General features: G+C 72.7%; 21 protein-coding genes, 2 tRNA genes and 1 pseudogene. 8 read left to right on the top strand and 16 right to left on the bottom strand.

Features of this window, described 5'->3' with window-relative positions:
• Nucleotides 1-16: 16 nt before the first annotated feature.
• From def to A949_RS0102840, 8 genes and pseudogenes are all read right to left on the bottom strand, one after another.
• On the bottom strand, nucleotides 17-661 hold the full coding sequence (gene def, locus A949_RS0102875; protein WP_019354499.1) for a peptide deformylase: 645 nt from the start codon (nucleotides 659-661) through the stop codon (nucleotides 17-19).
• Nucleotides 662-765: 104 nt separating this feature from the next.
• On the bottom strand, nucleotides 766-1,767 hold the full coding sequence (locus A949_RS0102870; protein ID WP_019354498.1) for a tetratricopeptide repeat protein: 1,002 nt from the start codon (nucleotides 1,765-1,767) through the stop codon (nucleotides 766-768).
• 172 nt (nucleotides 1,768-1,939) lie between these two features.
• The gene (locus A949_RS0102865) at nucleotides 1,940-3,211 is read right to left on the bottom strand and encodes an HD-GYP domain-containing protein (protein ID WP_019354497.1); all 1,272 of its coding nucleotides are present in this window, start codon (nucleotides 3,209-3,211) and stop codon (nucleotides 1,940-1,942) included.
• A pseudogene (locus tag A949_RS32250) lies at nucleotides 3,208-4,017 on the bottom strand (HD-GYP domain-containing protein); the annotation flags it as partial. The pseudogene A949_RS32250 and the gene A949_RS0102865, both read right to left, overlap by 4 nt.
• A 468-nt stretch (nucleotides 4,018-4,485) precedes the next feature.
• Nucleotides 4,486-4,863: a mycothiol system anti-sigma-R factor gene (gene rsrA, locus A949_RS32245; RefSeq protein ID WP_019354495.1), complete on the bottom strand. Its 378-nt coding sequence runs from the start codon at nucleotides 4,861-4,863 to the stop codon at nucleotides 4,486-4,488.
• Nucleotides 4,860-5,531 (bottom strand): sigma-70 family RNA polymerase sigma factor, encoded by a 672-nt coding sequence (locus tag A949_RS0102850; RefSeq protein WP_019354494.1) that lies wholly within the window; start codon nucleotides 5,529-5,531, stop codon nucleotides 4,860-4,862. Before A949_RS0102850 ends, rsrA begins: the two co-directional genes overlap by 4 nt.
• 299 nt (nucleotides 5,532-5,830) lie before the next feature.
• Complete coding sequence (locus A949_RS0102845) at nucleotides 5,831-6,520, bottom strand: alpha/beta hydrolase family protein (protein ID WP_019354493.1); 690 nt, start codon at nucleotides 6,518-6,520, stop codon at nucleotides 5,831-5,833.
• A 61-nt stretch (nucleotides 6,521-6,581) separates the two neighbouring features.
• On the bottom strand, nucleotides 6,582-7,439 hold the full coding sequence (locus A949_RS0102840; RefSeq protein WP_019354492.1) for an SOS response-associated peptidase: 858 nt from the start codon (nucleotides 7,437-7,439) through the stop codon (nucleotides 6,582-6,584).
• 96 nt (nucleotides 7,440-7,535) lie between these two features.
• Here A949_RS0102840 and A949_RS0102835 point away from each other — a divergent pair, with 96 nt between their 5' ends.
• From A949_RS0102835 to A949_RS0102820, 4 genes are all read left to right on the top strand, one after another.
• Nucleotides 7,536-8,276: a M50 family metallopeptidase gene (locus A949_RS0102835; protein ID WP_019354491.1), complete on the top strand. Its 741-nt coding sequence runs from the start codon at nucleotides 7,536-7,538 to the stop codon at nucleotides 8,274-8,276.
• A 76-nt stretch (nucleotides 8,277-8,352) separates the two neighbouring features.
• Nucleotides 8,353-9,750, top strand: coding sequence for a 3-phosphoshikimate 1-carboxyvinyltransferase (aroA, locus tag A949_RS0102830; protein ID WP_019354490.1), 1,398 nt, complete (start codon nucleotides 8,353-8,355; stop codon nucleotides 9,748-9,750).
• Nucleotides 9,751-9,763: 13 nt separating this feature from the next.
• Nucleotides 9,764-10,780 carry a ribosome small subunit-dependent GTPase A gene (gene rsgA, locus A949_RS0102825; RefSeq protein WP_019354489.1) on the top strand — a complete coding sequence of 339 codons (1,017 nt, stop codon included), beginning with the start codon at nucleotides 9,764-9,766 and terminating at the stop codon, nucleotides 10,778-10,780.
• Nucleotides 10,781-10,862: 82 nt separating this feature from the next.
• On the top strand, nucleotides 10,863-11,186 hold the full coding sequence (locus tag A949_RS0102820) for a DMT family transporter (protein WP_019354488.1): 324 nt from the start codon (nucleotides 10,863-10,865) through the stop codon (nucleotides 11,184-11,186).
• A gap of 64 nt (nucleotides 11,187-11,250) precedes the next feature.
• Here A949_RS0102820 and A949_RS0102815 read toward each other — a convergent pair whose 3' ends face one another.
• Nucleotides 11,251-11,880 carry a TetR/AcrR family transcriptional regulator gene (locus A949_RS0102815; RefSeq protein WP_026004282.1) on the bottom strand — a complete coding sequence of 210 codons (630 nt, stop codon included), beginning with the start codon at nucleotides 11,878-11,880 and terminating at the stop codon, nucleotides 11,251-11,253.
• Between the two features lie 191 nt (nucleotides 11,881-12,071).
• Here A949_RS0102815 and hisN point away from each other — a divergent pair, with 191 nt between their 5' ends.
• Entirely contained in the window at nucleotides 12,072-12,866 is a 795-nt protein-coding gene (hisN, locus tag A949_RS0102810) for a histidinol-phosphatase (protein WP_019354486.1), read from the top strand.
• Between the two features lie 166 nt (nucleotides 12,867-13,032).
• Nucleotides 13,033-13,455, top strand: a complete 423-nt coding sequence (locus tag A949_RS0102805; RefSeq protein WP_019354485.1) for a CBS domain-containing protein — start codon at nucleotides 13,033-13,035, stop codon at nucleotides 13,453-13,455.
• A gap of 151 nt (nucleotides 13,456-13,606) precedes the next feature.
• Here the strand turns inward: A949_RS0102805 and A949_RS0102800 are convergent, their stop codons facing one another.
• Nucleotides 13,607-15,073 carry a catalase gene (locus A949_RS0102800; protein ID WP_019354484.1) on the bottom strand — a complete coding sequence of 489 codons (1,467 nt, stop codon included), beginning with the start codon at nucleotides 15,071-15,073 and terminating at the stop codon, nucleotides 13,607-13,609.
• 134 nt (nucleotides 15,074-15,207) lie between these two features.
• Between A949_RS0102800 and A949_RS0102795 the strand changes: the two genes are divergently transcribed.
• Nucleotides 15,208-15,624, top strand: a complete 417-nt coding sequence (locus A949_RS0102795) for a Fur family transcriptional regulator (RefSeq protein WP_019354483.1) — start codon at nucleotides 15,208-15,210, stop codon at nucleotides 15,622-15,624.
• 191 nt (nucleotides 15,625-15,815) lie between these two features.
• On the opposite strand, the gene A949_RS0102790 is transcribed toward A949_RS0102795, so the two are convergent.
• The 4 genes from A949_RS0102790 to A949_RS32240 all read right to left on the bottom strand — a co-directional run bounded on the left by A949_RS0102790 (nucleotide 15,816) and on the right by A949_RS32240 (nucleotide 21,152).
• Nucleotides 15,816-15,889, bottom strand: a tRNA-Met gene (locus A949_RS0102790).
• Between the two features lie 175 nt (nucleotides 15,890-16,064).
• Nucleotides 16,065-17,939 (bottom strand): tetratricopeptide repeat protein, encoded by a 1,875-nt coding sequence (locus tag A949_RS0102785; RefSeq protein ID WP_175488537.1) that lies wholly within the window; start codon nucleotides 17,937-17,939, stop codon nucleotides 16,065-16,067.
• Between the two features lie 167 nt (nucleotides 17,940-18,106).
• Nucleotides 18,107-18,183: transfer RNA gene (locus tag A949_RS0102780), tRNA-Met, on the bottom strand.
• Between the two features lie 47 nt (nucleotides 18,184-18,230).
• Nucleotides 18,231-21,152, bottom strand: a complete 2,922-nt coding sequence (locus A949_RS32240) for a UPF0182 family membrane protein (protein WP_175488538.1) — start codon at nucleotides 21,150-21,152, stop codon at nucleotides 18,231-18,233.
• A gap of 140 nt (nucleotides 21,153-21,292) precedes the next feature.
• Between A949_RS32240 and A949_RS0102770 the strand changes: the two genes are divergently transcribed.
• A complete protein-coding gene (locus A949_RS0102770; RefSeq protein WP_026004281.1) occupies nucleotides 21,293-21,859 on the top strand; it encodes a PPA1309 family protein in 567 nt (188 codons plus the stop codon).
• A gap of 142 nt (nucleotides 21,860-22,001) precedes the next feature.
• On the opposite strand, the gene A949_RS0102765 is transcribed toward A949_RS0102770, so the two are convergent.
• Nucleotides 22,002-23,117, bottom strand: a complete 1,116-nt coding sequence (locus A949_RS0102765; protein WP_019354479.1) for a YlbL family protein — start codon at nucleotides 23,115-23,117, stop codon at nucleotides 22,002-22,004.
• 25 nt (nucleotides 23,118-23,142) lie between these two features.
• Entirely contained in the window at nucleotides 23,143-23,448 is a 306-nt protein-coding gene (locus A949_RS32235; RefSeq protein ID WP_019354478.1) for a hypothetical protein, read from the bottom strand.
• Between the last annotated feature and the right edge of the window lie 202 nt (nucleotides 23,449-23,650).

Genomic DNA, 23,650 nt, shown 5'->3' with positions numbered 1-23,650 from the left:
GCCCGGGCCGCGCGGCTCACTCGTTGGGAACCGTCTCGTAGCGGGGCGTGCTGTCGGCCATCTGCCGGAACACGTCCTTGCGCTCGCGCTTGGAGAGCCGGTCGATGTACAGATAGCCGTAGAGGTGGTCGGTCTCGTGCTGCAGGCACCGGGCGAAGTAGCCGGTGCCGCGCACGGCGATCGGCTTGCCCTGCGCGTCCTGGCCCCGCACCACGGCCTGGTCGGGCCGCGCCAGCGGGTGGTAGGCGCCGGGCACCGACAGGCAGCCCTCGCTGCCGTCGTCCAGCACCCGCCGCTCGGCGGGAAGCTGGTCGAGCACCGGGTTGCAGACGACGCCCACGTGCCGCACGCCCGCATCGTCGTGGCAGTCGTAGACGAACACCTTCAGGTCGACGCCGATCTGGTTGGCGGCGATGCCGACCCCCTCGGCGGCGCGCTGGCTGGCGAACATGTCGTCGATCAGCGCGGCCAGCTCGTCGTCGAACTCCGTCACCTCCCGGCACTCCCGGTGCAGCACCGGGTTCCCGACGACGGTGACCGGCCGGGCCGTGCCCCGCTCGGTGTGCGCCTCCTCGCGGGCCGCCGCGTCCGTCACGTCGTCGACGAACTCGCCCTCGGGGGCAGCGGCCGCCCCGGCCGTCGTTTCCTGCTGCTGCGCCATGCCGTCGTACGCCTTCCTGCGACCCGTGAGCTGAGAGCGGCCGGTGATCCGGCTCGGGCCCCGTACGGACCCGCCCTACAGGGTACGGGCCCGCCACCGACGGCTCAGCAGACCTCCTCGAGATCCCGCCACTCACGGGTGTCCGGGCTGTCGGCGACCCAGCCGTCCAGCAACCCGTGCACCAGCGCGGCAGGCGCCGCCAGTCCGCACTCGCGCTCGGGCACCCACAGCTCCCCCGGCCCGCCCTGCGTCATATGGCCCAGCGGGCCGGGGTGACCGGGCGAACTGTGGTCGTGCGGATCCAGATGCACGGTGCCGTCGCCCTCGTCGGCGGGCATGGCGCTCTCCGAGCAGGCCCGGCACAGCAGCCGCACCGAGGAGGACCAGTCCTCGGCCGCGAACCCGGCGTCGGCCGCGAGCCGCTCCAGCGCGTCCCGGTCGCTCTCCGTGGCCGCCTCCAGCAGGACCACCCAGGTGGGCACCGGCGAGGGTGCCCACAGCTCGATCTCGTCGAAGACCGGGTACGACGGCCCGGCCGCCGTGGTGCGCTCGCCGTGCGGGACACCGTCGTGCAGCACGACCTCGCCCCAGCGGCGCCCCGAGGAGGGCAGCGGGATGCTCTGGATCTCCATCCGCGCCGGATCGATACGGCGGCCCCACACCACCTCGGCCTCGCCCTCCGGGGAGAGCCGTACGGCGGCGCTGCCGAGCTGCATCCCGGTGGGCTCCTCGGCGGCGGCCGCTCCGTGCGAGGGACCGGCCACGTGCAGCCCGTACGCCTGCCAGGCCCGGCGGGCCAGCGGCCAGTCCTGGAGCGCGGTGGCCGCGATGCCCACGTTCCACCAGTCGGGCGCCCCGGACTCGCGGTCCAGCAGCGCCACGGCGCGCAGCCCCGCCGTGCGCGCCTGCTCCCAGTCGTGCCGGAACTTGTACAGCAGCGCGAGATTGAACCAGGACTCCGAGAGCCACGGCTCCAGGTCGGCGGCACGGGTGAGCAGGGCGCCCGCATCCTCGTAGCGCCCGTCGCCGATAAGCGTGAAAGCCCGGTCCGTCGCCTGCCGCCATGAGGCGGAGGGCCGGTGCCGCACCTTGCCGAAGATCCTCAATGTGCTCCCGCCGATCCCGCCGTTCCGCCTGTCCTCGGGCCCGGCCCGCGCCCGGCCCGCCGTCTGCCGATGGGGTTGTGCATTCCGGACGCCGCACGCCCGTCCTCGCCTCTCGCGGTTCCCCCTTCGCATCCAACCATGCCCGCTCGGGTGCCCGCTCATTACCCGTGCGTCAGACCTCCGCCGCCCTCGCCACGACCCGTGACAGGGCCTCCACCACGCGTGGTTCGTGATCCCGGCCGGCCGCGCGCAGCCGGTGCAGGGCCCGCGCACGGGCCACGGCACCGGCAGTCCCGCTGTCGCCGACGAGGTCGTCGTAGGCGTTGACCGTGCGGAGTACCCGCGCCGTCACCGGCTGCTCCCGATACGGATCGGCCTGTGCCTCCACCGCGGACGCCACCCGACGGCGGACGCCCGCCTGCCGCAGCACCGCGCCGCCCAGCATGGCCACCCGGCGCTGGCTGCCGGCATCCAGCACCGCCGTGGCACCGCCGGGCACCGGATCGGCCGGGGAGAGCTGCCCCACGTCGTGGGTGAGGGCCGCGTACTCCAGCGCGGTGAGTTCCCCGCCGGTCAGGCCCAGCTCGCGCCCCACGGCACGGCTCAGGTCCGCCACCCGGCGCGCATGCCCACGAGGGGTGCAGCCCGCCACCTCGGGGGCCCGCGCGAGGGAGGCGAGGGTCGGCCGGTGGGTGGCCCGTGCGGAGGCCCGGCGGCGCAGCGCGCACTGGACGACGAGGACGGGGGCGCAGCACAGCGGAAGTGCCGGGAGCCCGGCGGCGGCGACGGCCAGTGCGAAGAGCACGGCGGTCGCGGCGAGGGCGGGCACCGTGGCCAGGTGGGACCGCAACGGGTGGCGCCCGGCCCGGCCGTGGTGCCCCGCCGGAGCGGCCCCGGAGGCGTCGGCGCGCAGGGCGGCAGCGGCCAGCAGCGCGTCGAGGCAGCCGACGAGCAGGGCCACGGACAGCAGGCACAGCGGCAGGAGTCCGTCCGGCACGGCGGCGCCGTCCGACCGGCCCCCGCCGTACAGCGGTTGGCAGCACAGGGCCGCCGCGCCCACCCCGAGCACGAGCCGGGCGAGGGCCTGCGGCGGCGGCGCCTGCCCGAGCGCCACCAGCGGGGTCAGTCCGACGAGGGAGCCGACGGCGGCCACCGCGACGGCCTGCGCGGGACCGTGCCCGGCGGATGCCCCGGCCACCTGACCGCAGAGGGCGTAGCCGAGCGCCGCGGCGCCGGAGAGCAGCCCGGTGGTACGGACCCCGGCGCGCTCCTCGGGCAGCCGCACCCGGGCCAACTCCCCGGCGGCGACCAGCAGTCCGAAGACCAGCGCGGTGCCGGGCCGGGCGAGGCCGCGCCACAGGGTGCTGCCCAGGGCGCCGCACACCACCAGTGCCGCTGCCGCGTTGCAGGCGGCGACCAGCCGTGCTGCCGTGGTCCGGGTCATACCGCGACGCCGTCGATCCGCGCCCCGGCCGCCTGCGCCGTGCTCCGGCGGCCGGTCGGCGGCGGGGCCGCCGCGCGTGCCCCGGAGACCTCGGCGAACGGCCAGCCGTGCCGGCTCAGCGCCCGGCCGAGGGCCGCGACCATCCGGGGGTCGAACTGGGTGCCCGCGCAGCGCTCCAGCTCCTCCAGCGCCGCGGCGACGGGCCGCCCCGGGCGGTAGCAGCGGGTGGAGGTCATCGCGTCGAACGCGTCGGCGACGGCGACGATCCGGGCCGCCTCCGGGATCTGCGCTCCGGCCAGGCCCCGCGGATACCCGGTTCCGTCCATCCGCTCGTGGTGGTGGAGGACCGCCGCCCGGGCCTCTCCCAGGAAGTCGAGCCCGCGGACGATCTCGGCCCCGTGCTCGGGGTGCCGTTCCATGACGCGGCGCTCGGCGGGGGTGAGCGGGCCGGCCTTGCACAACAGTCCTGCGGGGACGCCGAGTTTGCCGATGTCGTGCAGGACGCCGGCGCAGCGCAGCGTCTCGGTGCGCTCCTCGTCCAGCCCCAGTTCGCGGGCGATCAGCACGGCGGCGAGGCCGACCCGTTCGCCGTGGCCGCGGGTGTAGTGGTCCTTGATCTGCACCGCCTGGGAGAGCGCCCGCACCGCGGCCTGCCGGGCCACGCGCTCGGGGCGGCACCACCGCAGCCCCCACCAGCCGAGCCACACCGGCCCCAGCGCGGGGAGCACGGCGAGCGGACCGTAGGCACTGCGCCACAGCAGGACGGCCACCGGCACGGTCAGCACACCGGCCAGCGCGAGCGCCGCGCGGTTGCCCTCCGCCGTCCGGGCCGTCCCGGCCGTCCGTGCGGGTGCCGGCGCCGTCCCCGCGGCGGCCGCCGCCTGTGGCCTGCTCCTCGTGAGCCGCATCTGCGGCCTCCTCCCCGCCTGCTGCATGGCGGGGACACTAGGAGCAGTACGCGGGGCGGCTCACGGCACTCGGGCAGGTTCCCCCGTACGAGACGGTCCTTCCTCACCCGAAGGAGGGAGAAGGGGCGGTCCCGTCCGGGTCCCGTACCCGCCTCGTACCGGAAAACAGCCCGGAACGCCGCCCGGAGAGCTGTGGACAGGCCGCGCCCGGCGTGAACTCCGGAACCGGGCCGCGTTCCTGGCGTCCTGCGGTGCCCGGCGGGCTGCCGAGGCTTCGGCAGCCGGCGCGGCTTCCGGGCCGTCTCCGGTGCTGGGCCCGGGTTCCCGGCGGGCCTGCGGCTCAGCCGGGGATGTGCCGTCCGGCGGTCAGCCGGGGTTCTTGTCGTCCCCGGAGCCGACCGCGTCGGCGGTCTCCGCCGACGCGCCGCCGGACGCGGACCCGGGGCCCGCCTCCTGGCCCGGACCGGCGTCCGCGCCCTCGCGGGCCTCGCCCTGGCGGATCACCTCGATCCGCCCCATGACCTTGGACCGCAGGTCGGAGGGGACGTCGTCCTGGCCGCAGCAGCGCTTGACGAGCTTCTTGACCTCGCGCTCCAGCCCGTACTTCTCGAAGCAGGGCGAGCATTCGTCGAAGTGCTCCTGGAACTTGGCGCAGTCGCCTTCGGGCATCTCCCGATCGAGGTACTCGTAGAGATGGTCCAGGACCTCGGAGCAGTCCGTCTCGTGCGGCTCTCCGCAACTCATGAGCCCGAGCCTTTCCGGTCTTGCGACCCGTCCGCCGCGGCACCGGCCGGGACCAGGCCGCGCTCCTGCGCGTAGCCCTCCAGCATCTCGCGAAGCTGGCGCCGTCCGCGGTGCAGACGGGACATCACCGTACCGATGGGTGTCCCCATGATGTCGGCGATCTCCTTGTACGCAAAGCCCTCGACATCGGCGAGGTAGACGGCGATGCGGAACTCCTCGGGGATGGCCTGGAGCGCTTCCTTCACGTCGGAGTCCGGCAGGTGGTCGAGTGCCTGTGCCTCGGCCGAGCGCAGTCCGGTCGACATGTGCGACTCGGCGCGCGCCAGCTGCCAGTCCTCGATCTCCTCAGCGGCGCTGCGCTGGGGCTCGCGCTGCTTCTTGCGGTAGGAGTTGATGAAGGTGTTCGTCAGAATGCGGTACAGCCACGCCTTGAGGTTGGTGCCCGCACGGAACTGGTGGAAGGAGGCGTACGCCTTCGCGTAGGTCTCCTGCACCAGGTCCTCGGCGTCGGCCGGGTTCCGCGTCATCCGCAGCGCGGCGGAGTACATCTGGTCGAGGAACGCGAGCGCGTCCCGCTCGAAGCGCGCGCTGCGCTGCTCCACCGTCTCCGACGCCGCTGTCTCCTGCTGTGTGTTCGAGCCGCCTTCGGTCCCGGTGACCGGACCCACCTCCTCCAACGTGGTGGCGAGCCCGAACGAAGACCCGCCCGAATCGGAGAATAGACGACGACCGCCACCGCCCGCCGCTTGAATCTTCGCGCCGGAGGACAGTGCCACCGTGGCCCAGTCCAGGTCAGCGGCCCGCGGACGCTGGGGGCAAGCGACAGAACCCATCGGGGCGGCTCCCTTTCCTCATGGAGGGTATGGCTGTATCTCACACTCTTCCCGGCCGCGGATTCCCTCCGCAGCCGGACACCCCGTGCAACCATCCGGGTGCGCCGATCATTCCCGGGCCGCGCGGGGGCCGCTCACCCCTGGCCGTGCCACGCTTCCCGGCCGCCGGTGATCCACCGGGTGACGGCACCGGTGACCAGCTCCATCGCCGCCGCCTCGGTCAGCTCGGCGGACTTCGGCAGGGCGAAGCCGTGGTCGGCGCCGGGCACCTCCACCGGAGCCGTACCGGCCGGGAACTCCTCGGGGCGGCCGAACGGGTCACGTCCGCCCTGCACCACCAGCACCGGCAGCTCCACCGAGGCCAGCTCCTCGGCGCGGGACTTCTCCGGCCTGCCCGGCGGGTGCAGCGGGAAGGACAGCGCCAGCACCGCGCAGGCGCCCAGCGCCGCCGCGGTGCGGCAGGCGACGCGGGCACCCGCGCTGCGCCCTCCGGCGATCACCGGCAGTCCCGGCAGGGCCAGCGCCGGCCACAGGGCGCTCCAGGCGGCGTCCAGGGTGCGGGGCGCCGGTGCCACCTTCTTCCCGGCCACCCGCCAGGGCTGCTCGACCAAGGCCACCGTCACACCCCGGGCGGGCAGCGCGGCGGCCAGTGCGCGCAGGTCCCGGGCCTCGATCCCGCCGCCCGCGCCGTGCCCGAGGGCCAGCACCGTGTGTGCCGGACGCGCGTCGTGCCAGGTGATCCTGGCCTCGCCCGCGGGGGTGGCGACGGTCTCGGCCCGGGGTCCGGCTCCGCGCGGCTGCGGGGCCTGCTGCTGCGTGCTCATACCGGCATCCTGCCAGCGGACCGCGGACAGTCGCCCGGCACGCCCCGGGCACGCTCAGCCGTCAGAAGAGGGTCTCCTCCTCCGGCGCGGGAAGCTCCTTGAGGAGGTGCGGGCCGTTGTTGCGGACGTTGCTGACGTCCGTGGAGACGGGCCAGGCGCGCAGCAGGCCCTCCGGCGGCGGGGCCAGCAGCTCCCGCAGTTCCCCGGAGCCGCCGAGGGCGGGGTCCAGCCAGGCGTCCCAGCGGTCCGGGGTGAGCATCAGCGGCATCCGGGGGTGGATGTCGGCCAGCGACCGGGGGCCGCCCTCGCTCTGCTCGTCCGCGTTGGCCAGCGGCGTGGTCTCCGCCGCGGTGGTCAGGACGGTGCACGTCGCCCACCAGCCCTGCGGATGGTCGTCGGGCAGCGTCTTGTCCCGCCAGAACTCGTACAGGCCCGCCATCGCCATCACCGGCCGCTCCTGCTGGGCGGCGTGCGGCGCGGGGGCGTGCGGCGCGGGGGAAATGAAGTAGGGCTGCTTGCGGGGCCGCTTGCGCTTGCCCTCCTGTTCGAGCTTCAGCTCGCCCTGTGCGGTGACCCACTCGTAGTAGCCGTCGGCGGGCAGCAGGCAGCGGCGGGCGGCGAAGGGACGGCGGTAGGCCGGCTTCTCGTGCACGGTCTCGGCCCGGGCGTTGATCATCTTGACGCCCATGTCGGGTGATTTGGCCCACCCGGGCACCAGGCCCCACTTGAGCGTGCGCAGCTGCCGCACCGGCCGCGGGTCGTCGCTCCCCTTGACGGGGCGGTCGAGGACCGCGTGGACCCGCTTGGTGGGCGCGACGTTCCAGTCCGGTTCCGCCGCCTCGGCGGGCTCCCACTTCTCCACCTCGAACAGCCGGACCAGATCCTCGGCACTCCGGCTCGCTGCATACCGTCCGCACATGCCTGCAAGACTGCCACGGCACGCCGGGCCGTCGCCGTGCGTCGACCGGACGCGGAGCGGCACGGCCCCCGAGCACACGAGGAGAACACCCCGAACATGGACAACGCGAGCATCACGGATGTCTGGGACCGGGTCGTCGGCGGCCAGCAGCCCCCCGAGGAGTGGCTGGTGCTGGTCACCGGTCTCGTCGCGCTGCTCGCGGTGGCGCCGCACGGCGTGTGGCGCATCTCGCGCAACGCGGTCACCATCGCGCACGAGGGCGGACACGGACTCATAGCCCTGCTCACCGGGCGGCGGCTGGACGGCATACGGCTGCACTCGGACACCTCGGGGCTGACGGTCTCGCGCGGCAAGCCGCACGGCCTCGGCATGGTGCTGACCGCCGCCGCGGGCTACACCGCTCCCCCGCTGCTCGGCCTGTGCGGCGCCTGGCTGCTGTCCTCCCACCACGTCACCGCGCTGCTGTGGGGCGCCACGGCGCTGCTGGTGGCGATGCTGGTGATGATCCGCAACGCCTACGGCGTGCTCGCCCTCGTCCTGACCGGCGGCGCGTTCCTGCTCATCTCCTGGCTGACCGGCCCCCAGGTGCAGGCGGCGTTCGCCTACGTGGTCGTGTGGTTCCTGCTGCTGGGCGGCGTGCGGCCGGTCTTCGAGCTGCAGGGCAAGCGGCGGCGGCAGGGGGCGCACCGCGGCCCGGCCGGGCCCGGAATGCCGGACTCGGACGCCGACCAGCTCGCCCGGCTGAGCCACCTCCCGGCGGCCGCGTGGCTGTTCCTCTTCCACGCGGTCGCGCTGTGCTCCCTCGTCGGCGGCGGGCGCTGGCTGCTGGGGCTGTGAGCCGGGGCCCGGCAGCCCGCCGCGGGCCGGGTGCCGACCAGCGGGGCGGCCGGCCACCAGCCATTACAGTGGCCCCATGACCGACCAGCGCACCAGCCCCGCAGAGACCGCACTCTGGCCCGCTCCCACCGCACCGGGCCGGGTCGAGGCGACCGTCACCGTGCCGGGCTCCAAGTCGGTCACCAACCGCGCCCTGGTACTGGCCGCGCTCTCCTCCGAACCGGGCTGGCTGCGCCGCCCGCTGCGGTCGCGGGACACCCTGCTGATGGCGGAGGCGCTGCGGACCCTGGGGGTGGGGATCGAGGAGACCGTCTCGTCGTCCTCCTCGGCGTATTCGGCGTACTCGGCCACGGCGGCCGACAGCGAACGCCCCGGGGGCGAGGCGTGGCGGGTGATCCCGACGGCGCTGCGCGGCCCGGCGACCGTGGACGTCGGCAACGCGGGCACCGTGATGCGCTTCCTGCCGCCGCTGGCGGCGCTCGCCCGGGGGCCGATCCGGTTCGACGGCGACCCGCGCTCCTACGAGCGCCCGCTGCACGGCGTCATCGACGCGCTGCGCACGCTGGGCGCCCGGGTGGAGGACGAGGGGCGCGGCGCGCTGCCGATGACGGTGCACGGGAACGGCTCGCTGGCGGGCGGCCCGGTCGAGATCGACGCGTCCTCCTCCAGCCAGTTCGTCTCTGCCCTGCTGCTGTCCGGTCCCGGCTTCAATCAGGGGGTCGAGGTCCGGCACACCGGCCGCACGCTGCCGTCCATGCCGCACATCCGGATGACCGTGGACATGCTGCGCGCCGCGGGTGCGAAGGTGGACGCGCCGCAGGACGGGGGCGCGCCGAACGTGTGGCGGGTGACGCCCGGGGCGCTGCTCGGCCGGGACCTGACGGTCGAGCCGGACCTGTCCAACGCGCAGCCCTTCCTCGCCGCGGCGCTGGTGACCGGCGGCCGGGTCACCGTCCCGGACTGGCCCGAGCACACCACGCAGCCCGGTGACGCGCTGCGGGAGATCTTCACGGCCATGGGCGGCTCCTGTGTGCTGGACGAGCGGGGCCTGACCTTCACCGGCGGCGGCCGGATCCACGGCATCGACATCGATCTGGGCGAGGTGGGCGAGCTGACGCCGGGCATCGCCGCCGTCGCGGCGCTGGCCGAGAGCGAGTCGGTGCTGCGCGGTGTCGGGCATCTGCGGCTGCACGAGACCGACCGGCTGGCGGCGCTCGTCAAGGAGATCAACGGCCTGGGCGGGGACGTGACCGAGACGGAGGACGGACTGCGGATCCGGCCGCGGCCGCTGCACGGCGGTGTCTTCCACACCTACGACGACCACCGGCTGGCCACCGCGGGCGCGGTGCTCGGCCTGGCGGTCGAGGGCGTCGAGGTGGAGAACGTCGCGACGACGTACAAGACCCTGCCGGACTTCCCGCGGATGTGGGACGAGCTGCTGGGACTCCCGTCCGGGGCCGGAGAGAGAGCCTGAGAGGGCGCCCGCGATGCGCCGCTACGGCAAGCACACCGACGAGGACGACATCCGGGTCCGTCCCTCGCGCCGGGGCAGCCGCCCACGCACCCATACCCGGCCCAAGCACGAGGACGCGGCCGAGGGCCTCGTCCTGACCGTCGACCGGGGCCGGCTGACCTGTCTGGTGGAAGAGCGCACGGTCACCGCGATGAAGGCCCGTGAGCTGGGCCGCAAGGCGGTGGTGGTGGGTGACCGGGTGGCCGTGGTCGGCGACCTGTCGGGCGAGAAGGACACACTTGCCCGCGTCGTCCGGGTGGCCGAGCGCAGCTCGGTGCTGCGCAGGACGGCGGACGACAACGACCCGTACGAGCGGGTCGTGGTGGCCAACGCCGACCAGCTCGCCGTCGTCACGGCGCTGGCCGACCCCGAGCCGCGCCCCCGGCTGATCGACCGCTGCCTGGTGGCGGCCTTCGACGCGGGGCTGGAGCCGCTGCTGGTGCTGACCAAGTCCGACCTGGCGCCGGCCGGTCCGCTGCTGGAGACGTACGCGCCGCTGGGAGTGCGCCATGTCGTCACCAGCCGGGCGGACCTGGCCGAAGGGCCGGGTGCCGAGGAGGTGCGCGAACTGCTGCGCGGCCGGACGACGGTGTGCGTGGGGCACAGCGGTGTCGGCAAGACCACGCTGGTCAACGCGCTGGTGGAGCGGCAGCGGGCCACCGGGGTGGTGAACGCGGTCACCGGGCGCGGACGGCACACCACGACCTCGGCGCTGGCGCTGCCGCTGCCGCCGTCCCCGATCGGCGCGGACGGCTGGGTGATCGACACCCCGGGGGTGCGCTCCTTCGGCCTGAACCACATCCAGCTCTCGCGCGTCATCCACGCCTTCCCCGATCTTGAGGAGGGCGCCGCCGATTGCCCCCGCGCCTGCAGCCACAACGAGCCCGCCTGCGCGCTCGACCGCTGGGTGGCCGACGGGCACGCCGACCCGGCCCGCCTGCACTCGCTGCGCCGCCTGCTGGCGACGCGGGAGAGGCGCGAAGGGGACTGACCGATTCCACCCGGCTCCCGCTGCATACTGGGCTTCCTGCGCTTGACCTGCTGCCCCACCGGAGCAACGAGAGGAAGAGCACATGGCGTGGCTGCTGGTGCTGGTCGCGGGTTTGCTGGAGACGGGCTTCGCGGTGTGCCTGAAGCTCTCGCACGGCTTCACCCGGCTGTGGCCCACGGTCGCGTTCTGCGCCTTCGCGCTGGGCAGCTTCGGCCTGTTGACGCTCTCGCTCAAGCGGCTGGACGTCGGTCCGGCTTACGCGGTCTGGACGGGGATCGGCGCGGCGGGGACGGCGATCTACGGCATGGTCTTCATGGGCGATGTGATCTCCGCGCTCAAGCTGGTCTCCATCACGCTGGTCATCGTCGGAGTCATGGGCCTCCAGCTCTCCGGCAGCGCGCACTGAGCACGCCCCGGGCGCCTCTCGCGGGCCGGTCCGGTGCCCGGGTGCGCTCGGTGCGGGCACCGGGTCAGCCCCCCAGTAAGGCGCGGACGACCTCGTCGACGCGGCCGCACGGCTCCTCGTCGCCGTGCTCGGGTGCGACGACGTAGGAGAGCGCGATCCGCAGCCCGGCCTCGTAGGCGCGCTCCAGCTCCTGCCGCCCGGCGCCGCGCCGCGCCGGACCACCGGGCACCGGGCCGCCCACCGGCATCCGTCCGCTCCGCTCCAGCCCGGCGAGCGCGCGGCCGCGCAGCACCGCGGCGAGTCCGCCCGGCTCGCCGCCCGGCCCGCGGCCGGGGGCCGGACGGGCGGGCAGCGGCATCCGCGCGCCCCAGCAGTCGGTGAGAGCCGCCCGGACGATGGGCTCCGTCCGCGCCGTCCGCAGGATCCAGTGCGCGGCGGCGGCGCAGCAGGCCGCCGGATCGGCTCCGCTGCCGCAGGCCTCGGCCACCGCCCGGCCCGCGCCGTCCAGGAAGTCGTCCAGCAGCCGGTCGACCAGTGCGGCGCCCAGCCCTTCCTTGCTGCCGAACTCGTTGTAGAGCGTCTGCCGCGACACCCCGGCGGCCGCGGCGACGTCGACCATTCGCACCGCCGTCCAGGGTCGCGCCCGTACCGCCACATGGGCGGCGTCCAGCAGGGTCTCGCGTGCAGCAGGCATCGTCGCCTCCCCGGCCCGCACCCCGCTGCCCGGGCCGGTGCCGGCGGCCTGTGCGCGCGAGGCGTCCGCAGACGGGCTGACCGGCAGCCCGGTGTGCGGCACAGAATTGACGCACCGCCAAGAGGTGTCAATACGCGGCGCACGCGCATGGCCCTGTGGCCGGGGGTTTCGCCGCTCGATACTGTTCGGACATGCTGGACTATCACGATGATCTGCGTCTCGCCCATGTACTGGCCGACGCCGCCGACGCCGCGACCATGGAGCGGTTCAAGGCTCTCGACCTGGAGGTCGAGACCAAGCCGGACATGACGCCGGTGAGCGAGGCCGACAAGGCGGCCGAGGAACTGATCCGCGTCTCGCTCCAGCGCACCCGGCCGCGCGACGCGGTACTGGGCGAGGAGTTCGGCACCGAGGGCCATGGGCCGCGCCGCTGGGTGATCGACCCCATCGACGGGACGAAGAACTATGTGCGCGGCGTTCCGGTGTGGGCGACGCTGATCGCGCTGATGGAGATGGGCGAGGGCGGGGACCGGCCGGTGGTCGGCGTCGTCTCGGCGCCCGCCCTCAACCGGCGCTGGTGGGCGGCGAAGGGTGCGGGCGCCTACACCGGCCGCAGCCTGTCCAAGGCCAGCCGCATGGAGGTCTCGAAGGTCTCCGGGGTGCGGGACGCGTCCTTCGCCTACTCCTCGCTGCACGGCTGGGAGGAGCGCGGGATGCTGGGCGGCTTCATGGACCTGACCCGGGACTGCTGGCGGACCCGGGGCTACGGCGACTTCTGGCCGTACATGATGGTCGCCGAGGGGGCGGTGGACATCTGCGCCGAGCCGGAACTGTCGCTGTGGGACATGGCGGCGAGTGCGGTGATCGTCGAGGAGGCGGGCGGCGTCTTCACCGGGCTGGACGGGAAGCCGGGCCCGCACAGCGGCAGCGCGGCGGCGTCGAACGGGCTGCTGCACGAGACACTGCTGAGCTATCTGACGGCCTGATCCTGCCCCTCGTCCGGGTGGTCCCTACACACGTCCTTGTTGTGGCCTCCAGCACATGTGAACATGAGAATTCGCTCGCTTGTGCTCTTGTGAATCGCTTCTCGAGGTCCCGGCCGGCTGCCCGCCGGGACCCCGGGAGGCATTCCGCCAAGGAGGTAGCCCCCTCATGCCCGGACACGTCCAGCACGCCATGAGCACCGTCGTCCTCACCATCGGCCCGGCCCACACCCTGCGCCAGGCGGCCCGGCTGATGTCGGCCCGCCGCGTCGGTGCCGCCGTCGTCCTCGACCCCGACACCAGCGGGCTCGGCATCCTCACCGAGCGCGACATCCTCGACTCCCTCGGCGCCGGCCAGGACCCGGACCGGGAGCGGGCCCACGACCACACCACCGAGGACGTCGTCTTCGCCGCGCCGGACTGGACGCTGGAGGCGGCGGCGGAGGCCATGACCCGCGGCGGCTTCCGGCATCTGATCGTGCTCGACGAACGGGAGGCGGTGGGCGTCCTGTCGGTTCGCGACATCGTCCGCATCTGGTCGGACCGGCGCACCCCGGTGGCGCCGGAGCCCACCGAGCAGGTCGCCGTCTAGGCACCCAGGACCCCTGCCCCGGGCCACCGGGGGAGCCCCCGCCGCGGGCTCGCCCACGGGGCCGGACGCACCGCCGACGGGGCCGGACGCACCGGAGGGGCCGGAGCCCCATGGCGTCCGGCCCCTCCGGGCTCGTACGGCGAGCGGTCGATCAGCCGCGCAGGGCCTGGACCGCGGCCTCCAACCGCTTGCCGTAGTCCGGGTCCGCCTTGCGGAAGTTCTCGATCGCACGCTGGGCGATGTCGTCACGGGAGACGCCGGCGATGTTGCCCGCCAGGTTGTCGATCAGCCGCTGCTTCTCGTCCTCCGACATCAACCGGTAGAGGTTCCCCGCCTGCACGAAGTCGTCGTCCTCGGCGTGTGCGGCCGCCGGGTGGTCCTCGGTCGTGCCGCTCACGGTGGCGTGCTGCCACAGCGGACGGCCCGTCTCGGCCGGCGCGCCGAAGCTGTTCGGCTCGTAGTTCTTCGCACCGCCGTGGCGGCCGTCGTACATCACGCCGTCCCGGCCGTAGGTGCGCGCCTGGGTCGCCTTGGGCTCGTTCACCGGCAGCAGATCGGCGTTGATCCCGACCCGGTAGCGGTGCGCGTCGCCGTAGGCGAACAGCCGGCCCTGGAGCATCTTGTCCGGCGAGGGACCGATGCCCGGCACGAAGTGGTGCGGGGAAAAGACCGACTGCTCGGTCTCGGCGAAGATGTTCCGCGGGTTGCGGTTCAGCTCCAGCTTGCCGATCTCGATCGGCGGGTAGTCCTCGTGCGGCCAGACCTTGGTCAGGTCGAACGGGTTGAAGCGGTAGTCCGCCGCCTCCGCCGCGGGCATGATCTGGACCTGCACGGTCCAGGCCGGGAAGTCGCCGTTCTCGATGGACTCCCGCAGGTCCCGCTGGTGGCTGTCGGGGTCCTTGCCGGCCAGCGCGTCGGCGTCGGCCGCCGTGAGGTTCTCGATGCCCTGGTCGGTCTTGAAGTGGTACTTGACCCAGAAGACCTCGCCCGCCTCGTTCGTCCACTGGAAGGTGTGCGAACCGTAGCCGTTCATGTGGCGGTAGGACGCGGGGATGCCGCGGTCACCGAAGAGCCAGGTCACCTGGTGGGTCGACTCGGGCGAGAGGCCCCAGAAGTCCCAGACGTTGTCGGGCTCCTGCGAGCCGGTGTAGGGGTCCCGCTTCTGGGTGTGGATGAAGTCGGGGAACTTGATGGCGTCCTTGATGAAGAACACCGGGGTGTTGTTCCCGACCAGGTCGTAGTTGCCCTCCTCGGTGTAGAACTTCAGCGCGAACCCGCGCGGGTCACGCACCGCGTCCGCCGCGCCGAGGTTGCCGGCCACCGTGGAGAACCGCAGGAAGACCTCGGTCTCCTTGCCGATCTCGGAGAGGAACTTCGCCCGGGTGTACTCGGTCACGTCCGCCGTGACCGTGAACTTGCCGTACGCGCCCGCGCCCCGGGCGTGCACGATGCGCTCGGGAATGCGCTCGCGGTTGAAGTGGGCGAGCTTCTCGAGCAGGTGCTGGTCCTGGACGAGCACCGGTCCGCCCACTCCGGCGGTCTGACTGTTCTGGTTGTCCGCGACCGGCGCACCGGCCTCCGTCGTCATGGGTCCGGCCGTCTCGTCCTGCACGGTCACGTGCGCCTCCTGTGCATCACATCTGTCCTGTGGGCCAACCACTCGACAGCCTACATTGGACATTGTCCAAGTCAAGATGAAGGCAAAACCCGTACGGGTTCTGCTCATGGACCGGCCGCTGCTAGGCTGGACCCATGAGTGACCTGCTGCAACGGCTGCGCGATCGCGGTTGGCGACTCACCGCACAGCGGCGAGTCGTCGCCGAGGTGCTCGACGGCGACCATGTGCACTACACGGCGGACGAGGTCCACGCCCGTGCGACGGACCGCCTGCCCGAGATCGCCCGCGCGACGGTCTACAACACCCTGAGCGAGCTGGTCGCTCTCGGTGAGGTGCTGGAGGTGAGCACCGACGGGCGCGCCAAGCGCTACGACCCGAACGCGCGGCACACCCACCAGCACCTGGTCTGCTCCCGCTGCGGGACGATCCGCGACGTCCACCCCACCGGCGATCCGCTGGCGGCCCTCCCGGAGAACGAGCGCTACGGCTTCGCCATCGCCGACGCCACCGTCACCTACCGGGGCGTCTGCCCGAACTGCGCCGGCACCTGAGCACTCCCGGCCCCGGCCCCGCTTCCACGGGGCCGGCAGGCATCCCTTCGCGACTCTGAACGGCCTCGCACCCCCCCGGGTGCGGGGCCGTTCGCCGTCGCATGTCCGGGGCGCCGAGAGGAGAACGGGGGGAGAAGAAACCGAAAAGCACGAAGGCCCGGATCCTTGAGGATCCGGGCCTTCGTCTTCAGTAGCGGGGACAGGATTTGAACCTGCGACCTCTGGGTTATGAGCCCAGCGAGCTACCGAGCTGCTCCACCCCGCGCCGTTGTGTGCACAACTCTAACCCGGCCCGACGACCAGCGCAAATCGAGATCCCGATGGCGGCCGGGGCCCGTGCGCCGGGGTGGCCCCGGCGGCCCCGGACCCGCGGGAGAACGCCCCGTCCCCGTCCCCGACGGGGACGGGGACGGGGACGGGGAAGGACGGGTCCCGGCTCCTCAGGCCGTCAGCTCCGAGCGGAGGGCCTCACGGAGCTTCGCCGCCCGTTCGGCCACCTCGGCCGGACCGAGCTCCATGGCACGGGCGCACCAGAACTGTCCCTCGTCCAGCTCGCCACCCCGGGCGCTGATCAGCGCCAGCCGCAGCGCGGCCCTGCCGTGTCCGGCCTCGGCGGCGCGGGCCCACCACACGGCCGCCTCCGGCTCGCTGCCCTCGCGGGCCAGCAGCAGGCCCAGGTTGAACGCACCGTTCGGACTGCCCGACTCGGCCGCTGCGCGGTACCAGCGGGCCGCGTCCACCACCTCGCCGCGCGCGGCGGCGCACATGCCCAGCCGCACCTGGGCGCGGCGGTGGCCGTGTTCGGCGGCGCGTTCGTACCACTCCTCGTACTCGGGTCTGGCGCCGTCCGGACGTCCGAGTTCGTGTTCCGAACCCAGCTCGCCGGTGCCGTGCCGGGTCACCCGTTCCAGCAGCGCGCCCAGCCGGAAGGCACCCTCGACGCTGCCGCCGCCCGCGGCACAGCGCAGATGCCGCTCCGCGGTGTGCAGTTCGCCCTCGCGCAGCAGCGCGATGCCGACCTGGAGGGCGGCCTCCGCGTGCCCGGAGGCCGCCGCGCGCTCGTACCACTGGCGGGCGGTGGGCTCGTCGCCCCGCCCGGCGTACAGGATGCCGAGGTTGAAGGCCGCGTCCACGCTGCCGGACTCGGCGGCCTTGGAGAACCACGGCTCGGCGCCCTCGGCGTCCCCGCGCTGCAGCAGCAGTACGGCGAGCGCGTTGGCGGCCTCCCGGTGCCCGGCGTAGGCGGCTCGGCGGTACCACTGCTCGGCCTGCGCGGTGCGGCCCTGGGCCGCGGAGAGCAGCCCGAGGTTGAAGGCACCGTTGTCGGAACCGGCGTCGAGCGCGACGCGGTACCAGCGCTCGGCGGCCTGCCGCTCGCCCCGGTCGGCGTGCAGGGCGCCCAGCGCGTTGGCGGCGCTGCCGTCGCCGTCCTCGGCCGCCCGGCGCCACCACACGGCGGCGCTCTCCTCGTCACCCGCGTCCCGCAGCAGGAAGCCGAGCGCACAGGCGGCGCGCGCCTCACCGTCCTTGGCGGAGGTGAGATACCACCGGCCCGCCTCCTTCAGCTCGCCGCGGCGCTCCAGCAGCGCGCCGAGCCGGAGCGCCGCTCTGCGGTGACCACGGGCGGCCGCCTGCCGGAACCAGCGCTCTGCCTCCTCGGCGGTCTCCCGCGCCGCGGCGGCCGTCGGTCCGCTCCGGGCCGCCAGCTCCTCCGCGCGCGCGTGCACCGCACGGGCGACGCGGTAGGCCGCTTCCCGGTGCCCGCGCTCGGCGGCGGCACGGAACCACTCCTCGGCGCCGTCCTCACCGTGGTGCTCCAGCAGGTCCGCCAGCGCGTAGGCGCCCAGCGCGTGGCCGGACTCGGCGGACTGCCGCAGCCAGTAGAAGGCCGCGGGCTCGTCGCCGCGTTCCCGGTGGTAGCGGCCGAGCGCGTGCGCGGCGGCCGCGGAGCCGGCGACGGCCGCGGTACGCCACCACTCGGCGGCCTCCTCCGGGTAGCCCCGCTGGTGCAGCAGCACCCCCAGGTTGTTGGCGGCCGCGCGGTCTCCCGCGGCGGTGGCCGCGCGCAGATGCGGTTCGGCGCCGTTCAGGTCCCCCCGGCGCAGCAGTTGGGCGCCCAGCACGCTGTCGGCCGCGCTCGTGTCGGCCGGCGCCCTTGCGCTCTCGTCCGCTGTGGTCCTCCCGACTGCCGTCGTCTCCTCGACTGCTGCGATCCGCACGGCTGCTGTGTTCCGCTCGGCGTACTCCTCCACGCTCAGGCCCGGACCGGGACGCACCGGGTCCGTCAGCCTTGCCTTCTCCCCCATAAGCTCCATCGTCGCACCACCCGCAACCCGCGTACACCTCGTATACCGCAGCCGGTGAGGTCACTTCAGAGGTTTGTCGACTTCCCGACGAAGAGATTCCCCAAACCCCCTGGCCCAACTGTCCCCCGCACAAGCGAAAGAGGCCCGGAGTCTGTTGACTCCGGGCCTCTTCCGAGTGGTAGCGGGGACAGGATTTGAACCTGCGACCTCTGGGTTATGAGCCCAGCGAGCTACCGAGCTGCTCCACCCCGCGCCGTTGTGAGTACAACTCTACACCACTCGGCAGGGTGGTCTCACCCGCTACCCGCTGCTGCCTGATCCGCTCCCGTCACTGCCCTTCTTCTCGGCCTCGGCCGCCTCGTCCAACGCGTCCGCCAAGGCCTTCTGCTGCTTGCCGTACTCCTCCCAGTCGCCCTTCTCGCGCGCCTTCTCGCTCTTGTCCCACGCGGTCTGGGCGTCCTTGAGCGCGTCGGCGACCGAGGCGTTGGGCGGATTCTTCTCCTTGTCCTTGCCCTTGTCCTTCTCCTGGTCGCCGGGACCGGTCCGCTCGCCGTCCTGCTGCCGGCCCTCGGTACCGAAGACCTTGTTCAGGGCCTGCTCGAGGCTGTCCTCGAAGGCGATGCGCTCGTTGTAGGCGACGAGGACCTTGCGCATCCGCGGATAGTTGGTGCCGGCACCGCGGACGTACACGGGCTCCACATAGAGCAGGCCGCCCTCCACGGGCACGGTCAGCAGATTGCCGTACTCGACCTCGGAGTCACCCTTCTTCAGGATGTTGATCTTGTCCGCGATCACCGGGTCGGAGTTGAACTTGCTCTGCACCTGCGAGGGACCGGCGACCGTGGTGTTCGGCGGCAGTCTCAGCAGCCTGAGCTTGCCGTAGTCGCCGCTCTTCGCGTCCGCGTCGACGGCCATGAACGCGCCCAGCGTCTCGCGCTTGTTCGGGTTGAACGTCGTCGTGAGCTGGAACTGCTGTTCCTTCTGGCCGGGCATCTTCATGCTCAGGTAGTACGGCGGGACGGCGTTGCCCTTGTGCGTGGGGTCGTCCGGGACCTGCCAGCGCTCACTGCCGCTGTAGAACTGCGACGGCGAGGTCACGTGGTAGGTCTGCAACAGGTCGCGCTGCACCTTGAAGAGGTCCTGCGGATAGCGCAGGTGGTCCATCAGGTCGTCACTGATGGCGCTCTTGGGCTTCACCGTGTCGGGGAACGCCTTCATCCAGGTCTTCAGCACCGGGTCCTTCTTGTCCCACTGGTACATCTCGACCTTGCCCGTGTAGGCGTCCACCGTCGCCTTGACCGAGTTGCGGATGTAGTTGACCCGGTTCTGCTGGGCGACCACCGCGCGCTGCCCGTCGGTCAGCGAGTCCTCCGTGGTGTCCCCCAGGGTCGTCCGCGACGAGTAGGGGTAGCCGTTGGAGGTGGTGTAGGCGTCGACGATCCACTTGATGCGCCCGTCCACCACCGCGGGGTAGGGGTCGCCGTCGATGGTCAGCCAGGGGGCGACCGCCTCCACGCGCTCCTTGGGAGTGCGCTTGTACAGGACCCGCGAGCCCTCGCCGATCGCTCCCGAGTAGAGGATCTGCGGCTCGTTGAAGTTGACCGCGTAGGCCGCGCGGTTGAGCGGGTTGGAGAGGTTGACGCCGCTGTCGGCCTTGTAGGTGTAGGTCTTCTCCCCGTTGTCGTCCGCGTAGTCCAGTTCCTTCTGCGGACCGCCGACGATGGAGTACTGCGTCGTCTTCTCCCCGTAGTAGACCCGGCCCTGGTACTCGCCCAGGTCGCCCTCCGGCGGCAGGTCCTTCTCGGTGAAGTCGGGAGCACCGTCCTTGTCCACCGAGGTGCCCTTGGCGGCGACCATGCCGAAGCCGTGGGTGTACTTGAAGTGCTCGTTGATCCAGTTCTTCTCCGGGATGCCGTTGGTGTTGATCTCCCGGAGGCCGACGACGGTGTCCTGCTCCTTGCCGTCCTTCTTGTAGCGGTCCACATCCAGGGTCGCCGGGAACTGGTAGTACCCGCGGACCTGCTGCTTCTGCTGGAAGGTCGGGGAGACGACGTTCGGGTCCAGCAGCCGCATGCTCGCGGTGGTGTCGGCCGCGTTGCGCAGCTTCTCGTTGCTCGCCTTGCTGGTGCCCCGGTAGTCCTGCTCCTCGGCGTCATCGATGTCGTACGCCTTGCGCGTCGCCTCGATGTTCTTCTTGATGTACGGCGTCTCCTTGGCCTGCTCGTTCGGCGAGACCTGGAACTTCTGCACCAGCGCCGGGTACAGCCCGCCGATCAGGATGGCCGAGAGCACCATCAGACCGAAGCCGATCACCGGGAGCTGCCAGGTGCGGCGCCAGATCGTGGCGAAGAAGAGCAGCGCGCAGATGATGGCGATGATGAACAGGATCGTCTTCGCCGGCAGGTAGGCATTGGCGTCGACGTACTTGAGGCCCGTCCAGTTGTCGGTCGCCTTGAAGTCGCCGGACTTGACCGCCAGGCCGTACCGGTCCAGCCAGTAGGCCACCGCCTTCAGCGCCACGAAGACGCCCAGCAGCACCGACAGGTGCCCGGTCGCCTGCGCCGTCGCCCGCGCGCCCGGGGTCGTCACCCGCAGCCCGCCGTAGAGGTAGTGCACCAGGGCGGCGGCCAGCAGCGAGAGGATCGCGGCAGCGAAGCCGAAGCCCAGCAGGAACCGGTAGAAGGGCAGGTCGAACGCGAAGAACGAGATGTCCTTGTGGAACTGCGGATCCTTGGAGCCGAACGGGACACCGTTCACCCACATCAGCCAGGTGCGCCACTGGCCTGCCGCGGAGGCGCCGGAGATCAGCCCGATCAGGGCCGTGGCCCCCAGCAGCACCCACTTCTTGTAGGGCGCCAGCGCCATGCGGTAGCGGTCGAGGCTCTGCTGTTCCATCGACATCGCGCTCAGCGGCGGGCGCAGCCGGTGGGCCAGCCAGATGTTGAACCCGACAGCCACGGCCATCAGCAGTCCGAAGACCGCGAACAGGCCGATCTTGGTCCACAGAGTCTTGGTGAAGACCGAGCTGTAGTCGACCGAGCGATACCACAGCCAGTCCGTCCAGAACCCGGAGAACATGACGAAGAGCATCGCCAGGACCACCAGCACGCCCGCTGTCATCAACAGCGTCCGGGCGCGCCGGGATGGCCGGCCCACTCTGATCCGTGGCCCGGAGGGACCCCCTGAGCCCCGGTCCGGCATCTGGAAAGCCAAGGTGCGCACCTCAAAGATTCGCAGTTTATGAAGCGATGATGCTGGGCCCGCATCGTAGGCCCACCTAGGCAACTTAACGAAGCTTTACCCAGTTCCCGGTTCCGGGGTCCGAGTCACGTTTTCCGGCACCGGGACGGCACGATATGGGGATGGACAACCTCTCTCCCGAGGGCACGCCCCTCGCCTCCGGACCGCTGACCCGCGCGGTACTGGAGATCGACGAATACGCCTCCGGCCTGGGCTGGGACCAGCCCGCCCGGCTCTTCGCGCTGGTGAACACCGAGCGGCTGCGGGCCGAGGAGCCGGGTCTGGCCGGGCAGCTGGGACTGGACCAGCAGCCGGACAGCGCCCGCGGGACCTCCTTCACCCCCGTCGAGCAGGACGAGATCTCCGCGGACGTGCCGCTGGACGAGTTCCTGGGGACGATCGCCTGGCCCCCCTCGGTCGACGGCTGCGCGGTCACCGTGGAGCGCCTGATGCTGCCGCCGTCCGCGGAGGCGGCGGTGCCGCAGGACCTCGGCGAGGCGGAACTGGCCCGCTGGGTCGCCGAGCACCCCGAGCGCAGCGAGGTGCGGATGACGGTGGCGGTCCTGCGGGGCGGGGAGCGCGAGTCGGCGCTGCGGCTGCGGGAGAAGGACTCCGCCACGGAGGTGCTCACCGGCGGCGATCTGGTGCCCGGTCTCGCGGAGGCGCTGGCCGCGACCTTCGCGGAGTAGCCGGGGCCGCAGGCGGCGCCGCACCGCGCCGCCGCCCGGCCCCCCGGGGGGCCGCAGGGGGCGCGCGGCGCGGCCGGAAGGAGGGCGCCGGGGGCGCGGCGGGCGGGTCCGGCTCGGGGCGCCCTCGGGCCCGGCTCGGCGGTCAGGGCGCCTTGCAGCGGGTGAGCTCGTCGGTCCTGCCGCTGCGGATCTTCTTCAGCGCGCCGAGCGCGTCGTCGATGGTGGCGGTCTTCACCAGGGTGAGGCCCTCGGGCTTGTCCTTGGCGGCGGAGGCGCAGTTGCCCGCGGGGGTGAGGAAGTACTCGGCGCCCTTCTTGCGGGCGCCGACGGTCTTCATCTGGATGCCGCCGATCTCGCCCACCTTGCCGTCGTCGTCGATGGTGCCCGTGCCGGCGACGAACTTTCCGCCGGTCAGGTCGGCCGGGGTGAGCTTGTCGACGATGCCGAGCGCGAACATCAGTCCGGCGCTGGGGCCGCCGATGTCGGCGAGCTTGATGTCGATCTCGAACGGGAAGGTGTGCCCCACCGCGGGCTGGATGCCCACGACCGCGCGGCCGTCGTCCGCGGCCTTCCGCGTGCCGACGGTGACCTGCTTCGCGTCCTCGGCGGGGGGCTTCTCGCCCCGCTTCTGGGCGGCCTTCACCCGGTCCGCCGGGATCACGGTGAAGGTGACCTTCTCACCGGGCTTGTGCTCGGTGACCAGCTTGCCCACGCTCTGCGCCCCGGCGACCGGCGTGCCGTCCACCGCCGTGATGACGTCTCCCGCGTGCAGCCGCTTGTGCGCGGGGGCGCCCTTCTCCACGGAGCCGACCAGGATGTGGGTGCTGACCGGGAGGTCCAGCTCCTTCAGCGCTGCGGCCTTGGCGCTCTCCTGGGAGGCGGTGAATTCCTCGGCGTTCTGCTCGTCGACCTCCTGGGCCGACTTGTCGTCCGGATAGAGCGTGTGGTGCGGGACGACCAGGCTGTCATGGCGCAGCCAGCCGGACAGTGCCCCGAAGAGGGTCATCCGGTACTCGGAGCTGGTGACGCGGACGGTCGTCATGTTGAGGTTGCCCGAGGTGTCGTACACCTCGGGGCGCCCCTTGCGGTCCGGCTCGTCCTTGACGTTGAGCACCGGATCCCCGTCGTGCGTACCGAGAGTGTTCACCGTCGGCCCCGGTGACATCTCGGCATAGGGCACGTTCAGGAGCGCTCCGACGCAGAACATCGTTATGAGCAGCAGCGCAGAGGTCAGCAGGGTCGCGGTGCGGCGAGGCATGGCACGACAGTACGGGAAGGGCCTGTCAACCTGCTTCCCGGGCCGGTCCGTCCGGGGCCGTGCGGGCCGCCGCCCCGGCGGAGGCGAGGTCGAGATCCCCCTTCCGCCTCCACCACCGGAGGTCCCTGCGGGCCGCCGGCTCGTCGGCCACCGCGGCGGCATCGGGGGCGTCGTCGGCGCGGGAGCGCTCCATGGCGACCCGGAAGCGCTCGTATCCGGCCACCCCCGCGGCGTCGGGCGTCTTGACCCGGCGCCGCCCGACCCAGCTTCCCCACATGCTCGTGGCGACAGCGGCGACCAACGGAATCAGCAACCAGGCGAGAGCAGCCATCCGGAACCTCCCGACCCTCGTAGGTGCCTCCCGGGCACGCGGCCCGGCGACCGGCAGACCGGCCGATGAGCAGATTAACCGTCGGTGTCTCAACGGTCGGGGCGAGGGGCCGGTTACGCAACCGGAGCGAGCTGCACCCGCGTGCGCGGCGGGACCGGCCGGTCCGGGCCGGTCCGGGCCGGTTCCGGGGCCGTCGGCGGCC

Origin of the sequence: Streptomyces sp. AA1529 (assembly GCF_000280905.1) — a bacterium.
Classification (GTDB): domain Bacteria; phylum Actinomycetota; class Actinomycetes; order Streptomycetales; family Streptomycetaceae; genus Streptomyces.
This window is presented reverse-complemented; position numbering and strand designations above follow the sequence as displayed.

Excerpts from the sequence above, each read along its gene's own strand:
- A949_RS32235 (WP_019354478.1), bottom strand. The coding sequence starts at position 23,448 with ATGGCTGCTCTCGCCTGGTTGCTGATTCCGTTGGTCGCCGCTGTCGCC.
- A949_RS0102770 (WP_026004281.1), top strand. The coding sequence starts at position 21,293 with ATGGACAACCTCTCTCCCGAGGGCACGCCCCTCGCCTCCGGACCGCTG.
- A949_RS0102840 (WP_019354492.1), bottom strand. The coding sequence starts at position 7,439 with ATGTGCGGACGGTATGCAGCGAGCCGGAGTGCCGAGGATCTGGTCCGG.
- A949_RS0102815 (WP_026004282.1), bottom strand. The coding sequence starts at position 11,880 with ATGCCTGCTGCACGCGAGACCCTGCTGGACGCCGCCCATGTGGCGGTA.
- rsgA (WP_019354489.1), top strand. The coding sequence starts at position 9,764 with ATGCGCCGCTACGGCAAGCACACCGACGAGGACGACATCCGGGTCCGT.
- A949_RS0102795 (WP_019354483.1), top strand. The coding sequence starts at position 15,208 with ATGAGTGACCTGCTGCAACGGCTGCGCGATCGCGGTTGGCGACTCACC.
- hisN (WP_019354486.1), top strand. The coding sequence starts at position 12,072 with ATGCTGGACTATCACGATGATCTGCGTCTCGCCCATGTACTGGCCGAC.
- A949_RS0102845 (WP_019354493.1), bottom strand. The coding sequence starts at position 6,520 with ATGAGCACGCAGCAGCAGGCCCCGCAGCCGCGCGGAGCCGGACCCCGG.
- A949_RS0102835 (WP_019354491.1), top strand. The coding sequence starts at position 7,536 with ATGGACAACGCGAGCATCACGGATGTCTGGGACCGGGTCGTCGGCGGC.
- A949_RS0102865 (WP_019354497.1), bottom strand. The coding sequence starts at position 3,211 with ATGACCCGGACCACGGCAGCACGGCTGGTCGCCGCCTGCAACGCGGCA.
- def (WP_019354499.1), bottom strand. The coding sequence starts at position 661 with ATGGCGCAGCAGCAGGAAACGACGGCCGGGGCGGCCGCTGCCCCCGAG.
- A949_RS0102785 (WP_175488537.1), bottom strand. The coding sequence starts at position 17,939 with ATGGAGCTTATGGGGGAGAAGGCAAGGCTGACGGACCCGGTGCGTCCC.
- aroA (WP_019354490.1), top strand. The coding sequence starts at position 8,353 with ATGACCGACCAGCGCACCAGCCCCGCAGAGACCGCACTCTGGCCCGCT.
- A949_RS0102805 (WP_019354485.1), top strand. The coding sequence starts at position 13,033 with ATGCCCGGACACGTCCAGCACGCCATGAGCACCGTCGTCCTCACCATC.
- A949_RS0102765 (WP_019354479.1), bottom strand. The coding sequence starts at position 23,117 with ATGCCTCGCCGCACCGCGACCCTGCTGACCTCTGCGCTGCTGCTCATA.
- rsrA (WP_019354495.1), bottom strand. The coding sequence starts at position 4,863 with ATGAGTTGCGGAGAGCCGCACGAGACGGACTGCTCCGAGGTCCTGGAC.
- A949_RS0102820 (WP_019354488.1), top strand. The coding sequence starts at position 10,863 with ATGGCGTGGCTGCTGGTGCTGGTCGCGGGTTTGCTGGAGACGGGCTTC.